Origin of the sequence: Vibrio cionasavignyae (assembly GCF_050337155.1) — a bacterium.
In the GTDB taxonomy this organism is placed as follows: Bacteria; Pseudomonadota; Gammaproteobacteria; order Enterobacterales; family Vibrionaceae; genus Vibrio; species Vibrio nomapromontoriensis.
Window position 1 is genome coordinate 65186 of sequence record NZ_JAKJSR010000024.1, and the last position, 17992, is coordinate 83177.

The 17992-nt window shown below is 45.3% G+C and carries 16 protein-coding genes; all 16 read left to right on the forward strand.

Translation table 11 applies throughout. The annotated features are described in order from the left end of the window. Positions 1-108 precede the first annotated feature (108 nt). The 16 genes from pilM to astA all read left to right on the forward strand — a co-directional run bounded on the left by pilM (position 109) and on the right by astA (position 17971). On the forward strand, positions 109-1089 hold the full coding sequence (gene pilM / locus L4D74_RS18985) for a pilus assembly protein PilM (RefSeq protein WP_428754002.1): 981 nt from the start codon (positions 109-111) through the stop codon (positions 1087-1089). Next, a complete protein-coding gene (locus L4D74_RS18990) occupies positions 1090-1689 on the forward strand; it encodes a PilN domain-containing protein (protein ID WP_428754003.1) in 600 nt (199 codons plus the stop codon). Further along, positions 1686-2288, forward strand: a complete 603-nt coding sequence (locus L4D74_RS18995) for a type IV pilus inner membrane component PilO (protein ID WP_428754004.1) — start codon at positions 1686-1688, stop codon at positions 2286-2288. Before L4D74_RS18990 ends, L4D74_RS18995 begins: the two co-directional genes overlap by 4 nt. After that, positions 2278-2787: a pilus assembly protein PilP gene (locus tag L4D74_RS19000; RefSeq protein WP_428754006.1), complete on the forward strand. Its 510-nt coding sequence runs from the start codon at positions 2278-2280 to the stop codon at positions 2785-2787. Before L4D74_RS18995 ends, L4D74_RS19000 begins: the two co-directional genes overlap by 11 nt. A 13-nt stretch (positions 2788-2800) precedes the next feature. Beyond that, positions 2801-4504, forward strand: coding sequence for a type IV pilus secretin PilQ (locus L4D74_RS19005; RefSeq protein ID WP_428754008.1), 1704 nt, complete (start codon positions 2801-2803; stop codon positions 4502-4504). 195 nt (positions 4505-4699) lie between these two features. Continuing rightward, entirely contained in the window at positions 4700-5218 is a 519-nt protein-coding gene (gene aroK / locus L4D74_RS19010; protein WP_428754010.1) for a shikimate kinase AroK, read from the forward strand. A gap of 30 nt (positions 5219-5248) precedes the next feature. Continuing rightward, positions 5249-6334: a 3-dehydroquinate synthase gene (gene aroB, locus L4D74_RS19015; protein ID WP_428754011.1), complete on the forward strand. Its 1086-nt coding sequence runs from the start codon at positions 5249-5251 to the stop codon at positions 6332-6334. A 230-nt stretch (positions 6335-6564) separates the two neighbouring features. After that, positions 6565-8016: an SPOR domain-containing protein gene (locus L4D74_RS19020; RefSeq protein ID WP_428754013.1), complete on the forward strand. Its 1452-nt coding sequence runs from the start codon at positions 6565-6567 to the stop codon at positions 8014-8016. Positions 8017-8127: 111 nt separating this feature from the next. Next, entirely contained in the window at positions 8128-9024 is an 897-nt protein-coding gene (locus L4D74_RS19025) for a Dam family site-specific DNA-(adenine-N6)-methyltransferase (protein WP_428754014.1), read from the forward strand. Between the two features lie 70 nt (positions 9025-9094). Beyond that, positions 9095-9769, forward strand: a complete 675-nt coding sequence (gene rpe / locus L4D74_RS19030; protein ID WP_428754016.1) for a ribulose-phosphate 3-epimerase — start codon at positions 9095-9097, stop codon at positions 9767-9769. Between the two features lie 12 nt (positions 9770-9781). Further along, entirely contained in the window at positions 9782-10477 is a 696-nt protein-coding gene (locus L4D74_RS19035) for a phosphoglycolate phosphatase (RefSeq protein WP_428754018.1), read from the forward strand. A gap of 165 nt (positions 10478-10642) precedes the next feature. After that, positions 10643-11659: a tryptophan--tRNA ligase gene (gene trpS / locus L4D74_RS19040; RefSeq protein ID WP_428754019.1), complete on the forward strand. Its 1017-nt coding sequence runs from the start codon at positions 10643-10645 to the stop codon at positions 11657-11659. Between the two features lie 263 nt (positions 11660-11922). Then, the gene (locus L4D74_RS19045) at positions 11923-14538 is read left to right on the forward strand and encodes an ExeM/NucH family extracellular endonuclease (protein ID WP_428754020.1); all 2616 of its coding nucleotides are present in this window, start codon (positions 11923-11925) and stop codon (positions 14536-14538) included. 147 nt (positions 14539-14685) lie between these two features. Further along, on the forward strand, positions 14686-15264 hold the full coding sequence (locus L4D74_RS19050) for an aminodeoxychorismate/anthranilate synthase component II (RefSeq protein ID WP_428754022.1): 579 nt from the start codon (positions 14686-14688) through the stop codon (positions 15262-15264). A gap of 393 nt (positions 15265-15657) precedes the next feature. Then, positions 15658-16869: an aspartate aminotransferase family protein gene (locus L4D74_RS19055; protein WP_428754023.1), complete on the forward strand. Its 1212-nt coding sequence runs from the start codon at positions 15658-15660 to the stop codon at positions 16867-16869. A gap of 82 nt (positions 16870-16951) precedes the next feature. Next, positions 16952-17971: an arginine N-succinyltransferase gene (gene astA / locus L4D74_RS19060; protein ID WP_428754024.1), complete on the forward strand. Its 1020-nt coding sequence runs from the start codon at positions 16952-16954 to the stop codon at positions 17969-17971. Positions 17972-17992 lie beyond the last annotated feature (21 nt).

The window sequence follows — 17992 nt, forward strand, 5'->3', positions numbered from 1 at the left end:
TTACTTGTACTCTAGTCCAAAAAACTACCTATAGGGTTAATTAACGCTTATTTGGGCGTCAATCTCAACCTTTTCACATGGTTATTGTATTTGTTGAGGTTATTTCTTATGACTAAGAAATGGATTACGGGCATTGATATTGGACGTTACAGCGCCAAAGCCGTTGTGCTGATGGTTGATGGCGCCACGTTGACCGTCATTAACCACCTTGAATTAACAGGCTCTGACGCTATTTTCTCTGATTCTCATACATTAAAGCATCAAGAAACTGTAAAGAATCTAAAAAACTTTAAGAAACTGCCACCTATCTTTCGGAAAAAAGCGGCGATCGTCATTCCAGATAGCGCAGCAATCAGCAAAATCATTTCAGTGGAAAGGGGATTGAAAGGGCGTGAACAAGAGTTTGCTGTGTTTCAAGCCATGAGCCACCAAACCCCTTATCCGCTAGAAGAGTTGGCTCTCGATTTTTATAAGGCATCACCAATATCTGAAGGACAAGCCGAAGCATATCGAGTGCATGTGGTTAAGCAGTCTATTGTTGATAATTGGAGTCAGACCATTAAGAAGCTGGGTTATGAACCGCAGTATATGGACACTAATATCAACGCACTTCGTGGGCTACAGACCATGTTGAGTCACAATCAAGGTGTATTTGATAATTGGGGAGTATTAGATTTAGGGAGCCAGCAAGCCGCATTATGTCCACCGAAAAATATGCCGTTAGATATGGCAAAACAATGGCTTTATGACGGCACCCATCAGCATGACCAGCAAGCGAGGGGAGTGAATCAAAAAAGCGAAGCAGAGCAGGCATTTGATCAGGTAGCCAGTAAAGTGATGTCACAAATACAGTTGTATCGTTCTGTGCAGGGTGGCCTGGCTTTGGAAGGTTTATTGGTGTGTGGTGGGCACGCTAACTCACCACAACTTATGGATTTTATTGAGCGTAAATTAGGTATGCCAGCTAAAGCTTTACCTCTTCACAATGCTGTGGCGGTGAGCAGCAAGGAAGCAGCACTGCTAAGTAGCTCGTTTGCGGTGGCGTTAGGGGTGGCCTATAACGCTAGTCAGTGGATGGAGGCGCATTAGATGGAGATGGTTAACCTGCTTCCCTGGCGTGAGAAAAGGCGCCATCAACATCGCCAACGTTTTGTTGTTGTACTCATTGCAGCGGTGGTCATTGCTGCTGCGACTGTGCAAACGGCTATGTGGTATGTGTCGATGCAAATAGAGGAGCAGCAGGCGAGGCAGCGTTATCTTCAGCAAAAGGTGACGGGCTATCAAAAAGACATAGCATCATTGGTGAAAGTGACTCAATTCCATGCTGCATTGGAGCAGCGCCTTGGTTACGTGGAAATGCTGCAAATACAGCGCAATAAAACCACATTAGTGATGAATGCGTTACCGACTTTAGTACCCAGTGGGGTTTATGTGGACAAAGTTCGCATGGAAGGGACGAACTTTAAGTTAAGCGGTATTAGCAGTAGTACGGCTAAGCTAGCTCAAATGCTGGAGCGATTTGAGACCTCTGCTCTACTACAAAATGTCGACATGCATTCGATTGTCCATGGCAACCAACGTTTTGGACAAAGCTACCAGTCTTTCAATATCTCTTTTCAGTTCAACTCGAATTCATTAATGGATAGCACCTCAGCCGCTCCTAACATGGATGAGGAGCTGCCAAAATGAGCCTTGCAGACTTAGAGCTTGATGAAATGCCGGATTGGCCTTGGGTCCCACAAATGCTAGTCGCTTTGTTACTACTGTTATTACTACTCGTTGCAGGGGCGTTTTTTGTCGTAAAGCCAGCTTTAGATGAACTGGAACATCATAAGCAACAAGAGCAAGAGCTGAAACAAACACTAAGTCGGGTGGCTAAAAAAGCCGCGTTACTGCCGCTGATGCAAGCGCAACTCAATGAGCTTAATAGTCACTATGATTTCTTACTGCAGCAATTGCCAGAACAAAAAGAGTTAGCCAGCTTATTGGCAGCGATGAATGAAGAAGGGTTGAATAATGATTTAACCTTTACTCGAATTGATTGGGGGAAGCGCGTTGCTCAGGATTTTTTATTGAAGCTGCCCCTCGATATCGAATTGACTGGCAGTTACAACAATATTGGCGATTACGTGCAGGCTATTGCCCAGTTACCGCGAATTATATTGCTTGAAAATGCGGAGTGGCAAAGGGTGAGTCAAGAGAGTAGTACGCTGCACTTTCGTGTTAGGGCTTACACCTATCAGTTTAAACAGGGCGAACAAAATCAGGAGCAAGGGCATGGAGGCTAGTCGTTGGATGCTACTTTCTATTGGTTTAGTAGGGTGTCAGGCCAATGATGACTCTTTAACGGATTTTGTTGCAAAAACGGAGGCGGAGATTGTCATTGAAGTGGCGCAGCTTCAGCCTCGTTATTCATTTAATGCCGTACCGTTTACGTACTCTAAGAACGGTACGCCTTTTGATTTGCCTAAGTTAGCTCAAGCTCAAGCTCAAAGACCCGCCAATAATCAAGCTTGTTGGCAACCCAAAGCAAGGGGCAAAGGTAACTTAGAGCAATATCGTTTGACGGAGCTGAGACTCAAAGGGGTGATGAGTAAAGGGAAGGGGTTAACGGGTCTATTGCAACTTCCTAATCGCCAACTGGTTAAGGTGAGTGCTGGGCAATATATTGGTGAAAATAATGGTCAAATAAAACAAGTGACCCCAGATAGCCTTATTGTCAATGAAACCTTATCAGACGGTTTAGGCTGTTGGTTTCAAAGGCAAGTTAAGCTCGCGTTGAATTAATGGAGAAGTGGTAATGCCAAGGGATGTGAGCAATGTATTCAAAGGGCTATTGATGATGGTGACCCTGTGGTGGGCGGGGGAAAACTTAGCCGCGGAACCCATGAACGCCATTAAAGGGGTTTCGTTTGAACTCAATGAGTTAAAGCAAGGGGTAGTGATTGTTAATTTAGCTGAAGTTGGCAGTGTGGTTGATGTGGAAACGATGGCCAATGGGATAAGCATTGTCTTGAAGCAGACCAAGATACGCCCTGAGCAATTGTCTATTATCGATGTTAAAGATTTTGCTAGTGAAGTGAACCAGTTAGAACTGTTTGATGATTCGCCAGATGTTAAGCTGTTGGTGGAAACCAAAAACAATGTGGACTACTCATACGAAATAAATAACAAGCAGTTAAGAGTGACGTTGTTGCCGTTGTCCAAAGAGAAAACCGATGAGAAAAAATGGCTGCTCGCCCATCAAGGAAAATTGACGTCTATTAATTTTCAAGACATCCCGGTTAGGAACGTGTTGCAGTTACTCGCGGACTACAATGATTTCAATCTTGTGGTGTCAGATAGCGTTCAAGGCAACCTCACTCTTAGGTTGGATGATGTGCCATGGACCGAGGTGTTAGACATTATTTTACGTGTGAAAGGGTTAGATAAGCGGGTAAATGGCAATGTGGTGCTTGTCGCGCCTAAGGCGGAGCTTGATCAGCAGGAAAAAATGGCGTTAGAGAAAAGTCTGCTCACGGAACAGATTGGGCAACTTAGATCGGAAATCATTAAAATTAGCTACGCTAAGGCTTCAGATGTTGCAGCAATGCTGGGCGGTGAAGGGGAGGTGAGCATGTTATCGGAGCGCGGCTCAATTGCGATTGATGAGCGAACCAATTCATTGCTGATCCGCGAACTGCCAGACAATATCGCGGTGATCCGTGAAATAATCGCTTCCTTAGATGTACCAGTAAAGCAAGTTCAAATTGAGGCTCGGATTGTCACCATCAATGAGGGCAACATGGATGAACTTGGCATTCGCTGGGGGGTCACCAAGGTGAGTGGCGATACCACGATTGGTGGTTCGATTGAAAATAATCTAGGCACGATAGGATTGTATGATCAAGAAGATGGCGATGCGTTTGTTGACGACTTCCTTAATGTTAACTTAGGGGCGACATCCGACAGTGCAGCGCGACTGGCGTTTCAAGTAGCGAGTCTGGGTTCGAACGTCTTACTTGATCTGGAGTTATCTGCGCTGCAGCAAGAATCCAAAGCAGAAATTATTTCTAGCCCAAGGCTGATCACCACGAATAAGAAGTCGGCTTACATCGAACAGGGGACAGAAATACCTTATCTAAAAGCAGCCTCAAGTGGGGCGACATCCGTCGAGTTTAAGAAAGCGGTATTATCGCTCACCGTGACGCCACAAATTACCCCAGATAATCGTTTAGTGTTGGATCTTCATGTGACTCAAGACAGACCTAGCCAAGTGGTAAAAACAGAGGAAGGGGAAGCCGTTGCGATTGATACGCAAAGAATAGGAACACAAGTTCTGGTGAACAATGGAGAAACGGTCGTTTTAGGGGGGATCTTTCAACATAGTATTACCAATAGCGTGGATAAAGTGCCGTTGTTAGGGGATATTCCCGGTTTGGGGGCGTTATTTAGGCGAACCTATGAAAAAGTAGGGAAAAGTGAATTACTAATCTTTGTGACACCGGAAATAATAGTTAACTAAGTTGTTGTAAATATAGGGCTTATTGAAAATAGTGAAAAATAAAGTTGCATTCGGGTCACCTTACCTTGATAATTTCGGGTCTTATCACGTCTTGTCTGTGAGGAATCGGTGTCACAAGCCCTTTTCCCGATGCTTTTTTTTCGGTATTTTCTTGTGGCGATGTCATTGAATTAACGTTGTAAATTACTGCTAAACATGGCTGAAAAACGTAATATTTTCCTTGTTGGCCCTATGGGCGCCGGCAAAAGCACTATCGGTAGACACCTAGCTCAACAACTTCATATGGAGTTTGTTGATTCTGATACCGTTATTGAAGAACGCACTGGTGCAGACATCTCTTGGGTGTTTGACGTCGAGGGCGAAGAAGGCTTCCGCAAACGCGAAGAGTCAGTGATTAATGATCTGACAGAGGAGCAAGGCATTGTCCTTGCAACTGGTGGTGGTTCGGTTAAGAGTAAAGAAAACCGTAACCGTCTCTCTGCACGCGGAATCGTTGTATATCTAGAAACCACAATTGAAAAGCAGCTTGCTCGCACAAACCGCGATAAAAAGCGCCCATTACTGCAAACGGATGATCCGCGCGAAGTATTGGAATCGCTAGCGGATGAACGCAACAACTTGTACAAAGATGTGGCCGACTACACTGTTCGCACTGATGATCAAAGTGCAAAAGTGGTAGCCAACCAAATCGTAAAAATGCTAGAAGAAGGTTAATTACAACCTTCTTTAAACGGAGAGCAAACCATGGAACGGATTACGGTTAATCTTGGTGAGCGTAGCTACCCTATTTCAATTGGTGCCGGGTTATTTAATGACTCGGCGCAATTTTCTCAAATTCCAGATGGAAAATCGGTGGTACTGATTACCAATACCACGGTTTCCCCTCTTTATAGCCAATCCATTCTGTCTCAACTGGATAACAAAGGTTGTAAAACCTCTTTGTTAGAGCTTCCAGATGGTGAACAGTATAAAACCCTCGATACCTTTAATACCATCATGACGCACCTACTGTCTGGCAATTATGGCCGAGATGTTGTGGTTGTCGCGTTAGGCGGTGGTGTGATTGGCGATCTTGTTGGATTTTCTGCGGCGTGCTATCAGCGCGGTGTTGATTTTATTCAAATTCCTACCACATTGCTTTCTCAAGTAGACTCATCTGTGGGTGGGAAAACCGCTGTTAATCATAGTTTAGGTAAAAACATGATTGGGGCTTTTTATCAGCCTCAGTCGGTGATTATTGATATTGATTGCTTAAAAACGCTACCCGAGAGAGAGTTTGCTGCGGGAATGGCGGAAGTGATTAAGTATGGGATTATCTATGATGCGGACTTTTTTGATTGGCTTGAAGCGAATTTAGACAGTTTGTATCAATTGGATCAAGCGGCGTTGACGTATGCGATTGCGCGTTGTTGTGCTATTAAGGCGGAAGTCGTGGCGCAAGACGAAAAAGAGTCAGGTATTCGAGCGTTATTGAACCTAGGTCATACATTTGGTCATGCCATTGAAACTGAACTGGGGTATGGTAAATGGCTACACGGAGAAGCAGTATCATCGGGCACAGTAATGGCTGCTCATACCGCTCATTTGCTGGGAGATATTTCTGCAGAGCAAGTTGCGCGTATTATTGCCATACTCAAGCGAGCGAACTTGCCCGTTCATACGCCAGATTCTATGACATTTGATGATTTCATGAGTCATATGATGCGAGATAAAAAAGTATTGTCCGGTCAATTGCGTTTGGTGTTACCAACGACGATAGGTGATGCGCAAGTGGTCTCTGATGTACCCAATGAGTTGATTGAAAAAGCGATTGATCTCTGTCGCATCTAATCTTATTCATTAGATTAGCGCGCGGTATTTGTCGACAAAAGGCTCCTATTTGGGGCCTTTTTTAGATCTTAAACTCATCAAGTTTTTCGCCTCTGATACAAAGGTGAGTAACTTTGATATTGAGAGCCGTGAATTTTAAAGCGGTTTAAAGCTATCTGTTTTTTAGGTTATTTGTTTTAAGGCCAGCGGTGTCTGCCGCTATTGGCTTTGCAGGCTAAGAGTGATCGCCAATGAGTTTATCTTATGAAATGCGGGTGATGGAGTTGGACTCTCAAACCCATTTACTGGAAAGACTGCAGCTGTTAACTCAGTTTTCGTCTAATTTTGTCTCGATTATTGGTGAAGTCGGCATAGGAAAAACTTGGTTGGCTCATCGTTACTTGGAATCATGGGCACACGGTAAAAATCAGTCATTGGTGACCTGCTTTCCTCATCAAGAGGATCAGGTGATTCGCGGTAATATTCTCCGCCAACTCTTTCCTCATACGCTTTACAGCGAAACAGATACACTGCAGGACAGCATTGAGCGTATTTTAGAAGGTGAGGCGTGCGATATTGTCATCGTTGTCGACGAAGCGCAGCATTTGTCTCAGGCATTATTGGCCGAGCTTTGGTTATTAGTGCTCACCACTCACACTATTGGGCAGCAAAATGTGAGTGTCGTGCTCTTTAGTGCCAGCCATGCCACGCACAGTCGAGTATCCCGTCTTAGTCATGGTTTGGATAGTAAACCTATTGAACTCGAAGTCGATGAACTCTCTGATTCGGAAGCGACACAGTTTTTTGAGACATTAGTACTGCGCTACCTTGATGAAAGTGTTGAAAAAAGAATCAAAACTGCGTTTACTAAGACGAAGCCCATTCCAGGGGATATATTGGCGCTCGGGGAGCAAACAATGGAAAAGAAAGTGATAATTCGTTCGCTGGTTGGCTCGCCGACTAAGATTGCCGCGTTGGTTGTGGTATTGATGATTATAATTTTTATGGGCTATCGCAGCTTATTGACGTCGCCAGATACGGCGGATGATGCACAACCGACGGTTACCGTGGAAGAGACAGAGAACTCCGCGACTGAGCCCAAAGTAGATGCGTCATCAGCAGAGCAAATTGCCAATGCCAATCAAGAAATGCCAGCCGTAGAAGCGACAACGGATGACTCTATGGCGTTACCTCCACAAGTGACTTCCGAGACAGCCAGTGTTGGTGTGTCTGAAACGGGAGAGCGAGTGGTGATTACTTCTGACGTCGTTGATGCTTTGTTGGAGGATAATACCGCAGTAGCCGTGGCAAATGCCGCAGAAATTCAAGCGGTGGTGTTACCACAAAATACCGTGGTGGATGTAGAGAGTTCTCCAGTATTGCAAACACCCATTACTTTTTCGTTTGCCCGCGATGAGCTCAAAGCGATGGCGGCCAATACGTATACGCTACAGATTTCTGCGATGACGCATCTTGATGATGTACAACAGTTCCTGAATAAGCATACTTTTGATAAACCAGTACGTGTTTACCCGACGATCCGTAATGATGAAAAGTGGTATATCGTGACTTACGATCAATACGCCAGTATTCAGGCGGCTCGTGATGCGGCGGAAGCGTTACCTAAAGAGTTGCGTTCATTAGGCGCCTGGGCGAAATCGTTAAGCCAAGTTCATCGTGAAATTGATCGCTGGCAAGACTAAAAACCGTAGTGAACCAAAGCGAGTGTTGATGCGAGAAAGGTCAACATAACAGATTGAATTATGATATATTCCCCTCCCTTAAATTTTGGGTGGCAGTAAATAGAGCAAGCAATGAAAAAGCAACGCGCCTTTCTAAAGTGGGCTGGTGGAAAATATGGCTTAGTCGAAGATATTCAAAAGCATTTGCCAGACGCAAGAAAGTTGGTGGAGCCTTTTGTTGGCGCCGGTTCGGTTTTTTTGAATACGGACTACGATCAATATCTACTTGCCGACATTAATCCAGATTTAATTAATCTCTACAATTTGCTTAAAACAGAGCCAGAAAAGTACATTGAAGAGGCGAAACGCTTCTTCACGCCTGAGCACAACCAAAAAGAGGTGTATCTTGGGGTTCGCGCTGATTTCAATCAAAGTGATGATGTGCTGTTTCGTTCGGTTGCCTTTTTGTACATGAACCGCTTCGGTTTTAATGGCTTATGTCGTTATAACAAAAAGGGGGGATTCAATGTCCCGTTTGGTTCTTATAAAAAGCCTTACTTCCCTGAAAAGGAACTGATTTTCTTTGCGGAAAAAGCCAAGAAGGCTACGTTTGTCTGTGAAGGCTATCCTGAAACCTTTCGCCGTGCCCGTAAAGGCAGCGTGGTGTATTGCGATCCACCTTATGCACCGCTGTCGAATACCGCCAACTTTACCTCGTATGCGGGGAACGGTTTTTCATTGGATGACCAAGCGGCTCTCGCGGATATTGCTGAACATACGGCATTTGACCGACACATCCCGGTGTTGATTTCTAATCACGATACTACGCTCACGCGCCGCCTTTATCATGGTGCGCAGTTGAATGTGGTGAAAGTGAAACGCACCATCAGTCGCAATGGCTCTGGACGTAACAAAGTGGATGAACTGCTGGCGTTATTTGAAGCCAAAGTCCAACCAGAAGCGAAAAGTACAGTTGAGTCTAAAGCCGACAATGCAGCAAAAGTGATGTCTGATTTGGATAAGCGCTAGGATTTAGCCACTGGCTTCGGTAGAATTGCGCGCAATTATTGCTCGCTAATCCATTCTATTGAGGTCAGGTATGACAGATTTTCTAATTGCGCCATCTATTTTATCCGCTGATTTTGCTCGTCTTGGTGAAGACGTAGAGAAAGTCCTTGCCGCTGGCGCTGATGTTGTCCACTTTGATGTGATGGATAACCACTACGTACCTAACCTCAGTTTTGGTGCGCCTATCTGTAAAGCGCTGCGCGACTACGGTATTACCGCGCCTATCGATGTGCATTTGATGGTGAAACCTGTTGATAGTCTAGTGCCAGAGTTCGCTAAAGCGGGCGCGTCGATGATTACGTTCCACGTTGAAGCGACAGAGCATGTTGATCGTACGCTGCAGCTTATCAAAGAACATGGCTGTAAAGCGGGCGTAGTCCTTAACCCTGCCACTCCATTAACTTGTCTTGATTACATTCTTGATAAAGTCGATATGATTTTGTTGATGTCAGTGAACCCTGGCTTCGGTGGTCAATCTTTTATTCCTTCAACACTTGATAAACTGCGCGCGGTTCGTCGCCTAATTGATGCGTCTGGTCGTGATATCCGTCTTGAAATTGATGGTGGTGTTAAAGTAGATAACATTCGTGAAATCGCAGAAGCGGGTGCGGATATGTTTGTGGCAGGTTCCGCGATTTTCAATCGCCCTGATTACAAAGAGGTCATTGATGAAATGCGCGCAGAACTTGCGAAAGTAAAGAAGTAAGAGAATTAATGAATGCAGTCTATCAAATTAGTCGTTTTTGATCTCGATGGTACGCTACTCGATAGTGTGCCTGATCTTGCCCTTGCCGCTGATCAAGCGGTGCAGGCGTTGGGCTATCCAAGCGTCACCGAAGAGCAAGTCCGTGATTATGTTGGCAACGGCGCGGATGTGCTTATTGCTCGCTCATTGAGTCAGAGTGTTAACGTTAACCCAGAACTATCGGTTGAGTTGCGCGAGAAAGCGCGCGTATTGTTTGATGATTTCTATCAAGCAAGTGGCCATAAGCTGAGTCATTTATATGCCAATGTTCATAGTACATTGGATACTCTGGTAGCGAGCGGGTATACCGTGGCTTTGCTGACCAATAAACCGTCTAAATTTGTTCCTGAGTTGCTAGAGCAGCATCAGCTTGAAAAGTACTTCAAGCATGTATTAGGTGGCGATGCGTTTCCTAACAAAAAACCGGATCCAGTGGCACTGAATTGGTTAATGGAGCAAGAGCAAGTGTCACCAAGTGAAGTGTTGATGGTTGGCGATTCACAAAATGACATTCTGGCTGCGCGCAATGCGGGTTGTTTGGCATTTGGTTTGACCTATGGCTATAACCACGGTGAGCCGATTGCCAATGCAAACCCAGATTTTGTTGCTGATGATGTCGCCGATGTTCTAAATGCGGTCAAGAATGGCGTGCCAAGTGCGGTAAATTAGCGTCGAAGGCGGTGCTTGGGGCTAATTCTCTTCCCGAACAATAAAAAAGTCTTCATGGCTATAGCAAAAAATTGGCTAATGGGTACACTGCTAAAACCGCGTAAGAAATTGCGCGGTTTTTCATTATCCTAATTATCTCATTAAGAAGTCGAAGGAATCATAGTTATGAGCAAACCCATTGTATTGAGTGGTGTTCAACCATCTGGTGAACTAAGTATCGGTAACTACTTGGGTGCTCTACGTCAATGGCAACAGATGCAAGACGATTATGATTGTCAGTACTGCGTGGTAGACCTTCATGCGATTACGGTTCGTCAGGACCCTAAAGCGCTGCATGAAGCGACGTTAGATGCATTGGCAATTTGTCTTGCGGTTGGTGTTGACCCTAAGAAGAGCACGCTATTTGTCCAGTCTCACGTACCGGAACATGCTCAGCTTGGTTGGCTTCTTAACTGTTATACCCAAATGGGTGAACTGAATCGTATGACTCAGTTTAAGGACAAGTCACAACGCTACGCTAATGATGTTAACGTTGGCCTTTATGATTATCCTGTATTGATGGCCGCTGATATTCTTCTTTACGGCGCGCACCAAGTGCCAGTAGGAAGTGACCAGAAGCAACACCTTGAGTTAGCTCGAGATATCGCAACGCGCTTCAATAATATTTACACACCAGAAGCTCCACTGTTTACGGTTCCAGAGCCGTACATCCCAACGGTGAATGCACGTGTAATGAGCTTGCAAGATGCGACGAAGAAAATGTCTAAGTCGGATGATAACCGTAAAAACGTGATTACCTTGCTCGAAGAGCCTAAGTCGATTTTGAAGAAAATCAACAAGGCACAAACCGATGCAGAAACGCCACCTCGCATTGCTCATGACTGGGAAAGTAAAGCCGGTATCTCTAACCTAATGGGCTTGTATTCAGCCGCGACGGGTAAGTCTTTTGCCGACATCGAAGCGCAATATGCAGGCGTGGAAATGTATGGTCCATTTAAGAAAGACGTAGGTGAAGCCTTGGTGGCGATGCTAGAGCCAATCCAGAACGAATATAAGCGTATTCGTGCTGATCGCGCTTATATGGATGACGTAATGCGTCAAGGTGCGGAGAAAGCTTCAGAGCGCGCGGCGGTGACGTTGGCGAAAGCTTACAAAGCGGTTGGCTTCGTGACTCGTCCATAGCGACAACAGCAACCGGATAAATGAATAAAAACGCCTGTGCTTTGTGCACAGGCGTTTTTTTATTTCTTGGTAACTATTTCTGTTTATAGTTTGGCACACCCTCAATACTTTCGATTTCAAATGAGATGCCCATCTCAGTTATCTGTATGTTAATTACCCATTTGCAATAAAAATGACAACACTCGTCTCGAAAATACACATTCTCATATTCAACAATGTGCAAAAAGGCAAGGACAGCATTGCCAGTTAATTCGAGGTGAATAATGACAAGCACAAATAAAAAGCAGTGGTTAGCGTTAGTGATTTCTTCCATTTTGAGTGGAGGCGCGAGCGCGGATATTTTTCTTTCGCAATATGTGGAAGGAAGTGGATATAACAAAGCAATCGAAATAGCTAATAGCAGTGACCAAGAGGTGTCACTTTCTGGGTATCAGCTCGCCAAATCTCCCAATGGTAACGGGACGTGGAATACGTTGGATTTGTCGGGCTATACGATTCCCGCTCAATCTGTACTGGTGTTTGCTAATGCCAAGGCTAGCGCGGCTGTAACGGATATCGCTACCGTGACAACGGCGAACCAAGTGTTAAATTTTAACGGTGATGATCCTATCGCACTGCTCGATAATCAAGAGCAAGTAGTTGATATGATTGGCGTGATGGGAGAGCTGTTTGGTCAAAATAAAACCTTGGTTCGTTATCAGCCTTATCAGCAACCTTCAGTATCTTATCAACCTAAGCAATGGGCAACACTTGCCAGTGACGATTTTAGTGGCTTGGGACAGTTAGATACGCTATTGCCACCGCAAGCATTTCAATGTCTCGACAATGGTATCGAGCCGACGTTTACTCCAATACAAAGCATTCAAGGAGAAGGCAGTCATTCGCCTTACATTAGCGGTTACCCGTACATAACGACTGAGCAATATTTTGTACAAGGTGTTGTGTCTGCCGTTACTACTGGCGTGAATCAGGGCTTCTATCTGCAAGCCCTTGAGGATGACCACAATCCCCTGACCTCTAATGGTCTGTTTGTTTATACTCAGGCGAATCCGGAGCTCTCCGCGGGCGATGTGGTATGCGTGAGAGGCAATATCCAAGAATACTATAGCCAAACACAGTTGAAATTAAATGAGCGAGATTGGCATAAGCTGGGGCAACAAGCGGCACCAACGGCAACGGCAGTTGAAGTGATAGATTCCGACGAAAACTTTGAGCAAACGCTTGAGCGTTATGAAGGGATGTTGGTGAGTTTACCTCAAGCATTGGATATGCGCGTAAGCCGCACGTTTGGTTATGATTATTCCGCGCGTCGCAATAATATGGTTTTGGCTCATGAGCGAGTGAATTTACACCCCAACCAGCAATATGCGGCGGGCTCTAGTGAAGCGAAGGCACAAAGTGAAGACAATGCAACGCGCCGTCTTTATGTTGAGTCGGTGAGTCCAGCTGCGAATGGTGAAATCCCTTACTACCCAGAATTTGGTCGCAGTGATATTGATCAAGATGGTAGTACAGAAGACTACGTGCGTATTAATGACACCTTGTTTGGCATCGAAGGTGTGATTGGTTATAGCTACGGTGACTATCGCCTATTTGTGACCAATACCATCGCTAGTGATAACTTTGTGCGTAATACCCCAAGAACGATGACGCCAGAACTGTATGAATCGCCATGGAATAAAGCCGATTTACGCGTGGCAACCTTTAATGTCCTTAACTATTTCACTTCTCCTTTTGGTGGCGATGAAAACCGATTTGGCGGCAATCGTGGTGCTAACACAGTCGAAGAGTTTACTGCCCAGCAGCAAAAGATCATTAACGCGTTAATTCAACTTGATGCTGACGTGATTGGTTTGATGGAAATCGAAAATAATGGCTTTGGCGACAACGGGGCTATCGCGCAATTAGTGAAGGAGTTAAACGCGCAGCTTGAGTATAAAAAGCAGCACTATGCTTATGTGTCGGTGGATAGCAATCAAGATGGCCAGATTGATGCCCTTGATGCTGTCGGGACGGATGCGATTACCACAGGGGTGATTTATCGTCCGAAGGCGGTGAAGCTTAAGCAGGTAAATGTGTTTGAAATGCCTCGTCAGGTTGCACCTGAAGTGCTTGATGATAACGGTAAGGTTATTGAAGACGGCAAGAACTATCAACGCGACACACTAGCACCGACGTTTAAAGTTAAAGGTGGCAAGGAAACGCTGACGGTCGCGGTGAATCACTTTAAATCGAAAGGGTCAAAATGCTGGGAAGATGCAGCGCCTGAATCCGCTGGTGGTCAAGGGGGACAGGACTTGGATCAGCAAGGCGCTTGTGAGCAGTTTAGAGTGGCAGCCTCTGTGGCGCTCGGTGAGGCGTTGACGGCGATTAAAGGGCATAAAATTGTGTTGGGGGACTTCAATGCTTACGGCAAAGAAGACCCAATGCTAATTTTGACCGATTATAGCCAAGAGAAGTACGGCAAATCGATTCGTGCGGCGCGCAATACCTTTATTGGTGAAGCGCAGCAGTTTGGCGATGAAGGGGCGGTGATCACTCACAACTATGGTTACATTAATGTGCTTTCAGAGATGCACCCTCAAGGTTGGAGTTATTCATACAATGACGAGGTCGGTGCTCTAGATCATATCTTAATTAGCCCAAGTCTTAGCAAGCGTGTTGTTGATGCGACGGAATGGCACATCAATGCAGCAGAGTCGACACTGTTTGATTACAACGGCGAGTACAAAGGGGACTTACCTAAGTATCTCGATCATTATCGTTCATCTGATCATGATCCAGCGGTGATTGACTTGAATATGAATGGCGGCTCCATCGGTTTGATAGGACTTTCTATCATGGGTGTGATGGGATGGCGCCGACGTAAGCTGTATTAATATCGATGTAAATATATCAACACAGACCAGCAGTAAAGTCGTTATAGGCTTTGCTGCTGCCTTTCTTCCTCTTTTTACTTGCCTTTCTGCCATCTTGTTGCAAAATACCGCCTTATTTTTGGCAAATTCAATTTTACAGCGAGCGCTATGCTACTCATCATTGATAACTACGACTCCTTTACCTACAACCTATTTCAGTATTTCTGTGAATTGGGTGTAGACGTTAAAGTCGTGCGCAATGACGATATTGATATCGCTGGTATTGAAGCACTTAACCCTTCTCACCTTGTCATTTCACCGGGCCCTTGTACGCCGAATGAGGCCGGAATTTCACTGGATGCTATCCGATATTTTGCCGGAAAGTTACCACTTCTTGGGGTATGTTTGGGGCACCAAGCGATTGCTCAAGTCTTTGGCGGCGACGTTATTCGTGCTCGTCAGGTGATGCACGGTAAAACCTCGCCAATTAAGCACAACAACCGCAGTGTGTTTGCCGGACTCAACAATCCGCTGACTGTCACCCGCTACCATTCACTGATCGTGAAGCGAGATACGCTCCCAGATTGCTTCGATGTTACCGCGTGGACTGAGCTACCTAATGGTGAATTTGATGAAATTATGGGCTACCAACATCGAACGCTGAACATTCATGCCGTACAATTTCACCCTGAATCCATCAAAACGGAACAAGGTCATGAGCTATTGAGTAATTTCTTACACGCTTAGTTTCTGATCAAGATCACCCTTTCATCTTTTCTTATCCTTCATTAGTTTTACTTATGAAGATGCAAAACTATTCGCTAATTCTGATGCAGATAGCTGACAGTGCCCTCCCTGTTCATTTATTTGATAAATCATGAAAAAACACTTCATTTAAATTCAAAAATAACGCATAAATACTCATTAGCTTATACCTTGATTAAGTAGATTGATGGTGGAAAAGCATTTTCTGCTATTGTGTTAGTTAAATAATTGTAAATACAATGCTGCATCTATGAGGAGTGGTGAGAAGTTTTATCTTCACTAGAAAGCGTGAAGGTTCGTTCTATATTTGTAATAGACCTAACGTGAATATGATGCCCCCCTTTTCTCATGCGCAGTAATTAAAAGGAACGTGTTATGACAATGGAAAAAACAGTATCCCGTGAATGGTTTGATGAGGTAATGGTGCCTTGTTATAACCCAATGGAAATGATCCCGGTTAAGGGTGAGGGTGCACGCGTATGGGATCAGCAAGGTAATGAGTATATTGATTTTGCTGGTGGTATCGCGGTGAGTTGTTTGGGGCATTGTCACCCTGCGATGGTCAATGCTGTGACTGAGCAGGCGAATAAAATTTGGCATCTAAGTAATGTGATGACGAATGAACCGGCACTGCGCCTAGCAAAAAAATTAACCGACGTCAGTTTTGCTGAACGCGTGTTTTTCGCTAACTCTGGCGCGGAAGCCAATGAAGCAGCATTAAAACTGGCTCGTCGCTGGGCTGTGGATGTACATGGTCCGGAAAAATCAGAGATCATTGCGTTTAATCAAGGGTTTCACGGTCGAACGTTCTTTACCGTTACCGTAGGTGGACAAGCGGCGTATTCCGATGGGTTTGGTCCTAAGCCCGGCGATGTAAAGCATGTTCCTTACAATGATATTGCCGCGCTAGAAGCGCAAATGTCGGATAAGACCTGCGCCATTATGATGGAGCCACTGCAAGGTGAGGGGGGGATTATTTCGCCACAACCTGAATTCGTACAGGCGGTTCGTGAGCTCTGTGATAAATACAACGCGCTGCTGATTTTTGATGAAGTACAAACTGGTAACGGTCGTACTGGACAATTTTACGCGTATCAAGGTCTAGGTATTACGCCAGATATTCTTAGCACGGCGAAGTCGCTAGGGGGCGGTTTCCCTATTGGTGCGATGTTAACGACAAAAGCGTTAGCTGCTCATATGAAAGTGGGTACGCACGGTTCAACCTATGGCGGTAATCCACTAGCATGCGCTGTTGCTGAAGCCGTAGTGGATGTGGTGTCTTCTCCTGACGTTCTAGCGGGGGTCTCTGAGCGTGAGGTATGGTTCCGTGAAGGATTAGAAGCCATTAATGCGAAATACGATATCTTTAGCGAAATTCGTGGCAAGGGGCTATTGCTCGGCGCAGCACTGAATGAACAGTGGCAAGGGCGCGCACGTGATGTATTAGTGGCCGCAGGTGCGCAGGGCTTGATGGTACTCGTTGCGGGAATGAACGTGGTTCGTTTTACCCCATCACTTGTCATCACCAAGCAAGAAGTTGAAGCAGGTTTAGCGAAGTTAGATAAGGCAATCAGTACTCTCGTTTAACGGGTACTCTCATTTAACTCGTATTTAAATGGCTCTCTTGGGTGTGGATGTACCAAGAGAGTTTGCGTCGGAGGGATTATTGATGCTTGTTGTTCGTCCTATTACGATGTCGGATTATGATGCCCTGCACACTTGTGCAGTTGAGTCTGGTCACGGCTTTACCTCTCTTCCTGTTAATGAAGAGCTTCTTACCAATCGCATTACTCACTCAGAATACAGCTTTAGTAAGCCGGACGTCTCAGGGCCGACGGACGAAGGCTACCTGATGGTGGGCTATGACCGTGACACTGGCGAGGTGGCTGGTACTACGGGTATCGAAGGGGCGATAGGTTGGGATGTGCCATTTTACTCCTATCATATCAGCACAGTGGTGCACTCCTCTCCGAAGCTAGGCGTGAATAACGTGGTGAAATTGCTGACGTTTGGCAATAACTACACCGGTTGTAGTGAGATCTGCACATTATTCTTACGACCTGATTATCGAGCGGGGCTTAACGGCCGCTTGATGTCGAAATCTCGTTTTTTAATGATGGCTGAACACCCGCATCGTTTCTCAAAAACCATTTTTGCCGAGATGCGCGGCGTGTCTGATGCCGAAGGTAACTCGCCATTTTGGCAATGGCTGCAAGAGCACTTTTTCTCCATTGATTTTACTATGGCGGATTATTTAACGGGTATCGGTAAGAAAGGCTTTATTGCGGACTTAATGCCAAAACTACCGATTTACGTCAACTTGTTAAGCAAAGAGGCGCAAGCGGTGATTGGTCAAGTGCATGACAATACCAGACCCGCTTTAAAGTTATTGGAAAGAGAAGGCTTCACGTGTCGTAACTATGTCGATATTTTTGATGCAGGTCCGACGGTGGAGTGTGACCTACAGAACATTCAGGCGATTCGTAACTCATTCCGCGCCAAGGTCACTATTGCCGAGCATGCTAGTTCGCAAGATTACCTTATTGCCAATACGTCATTTGAACACTTTAGAGCGACAGCGGCAAAAGCGGCCTATGACGCTGAAAGTCAGCATGTATTGCTGGCACCTGATGTCGCTGACGCCTTGAACCTTTCTGAAGGCGATATGGTTCGTATGTTGGCGCAATAACGCGCGTTGCTGCATCTCTGT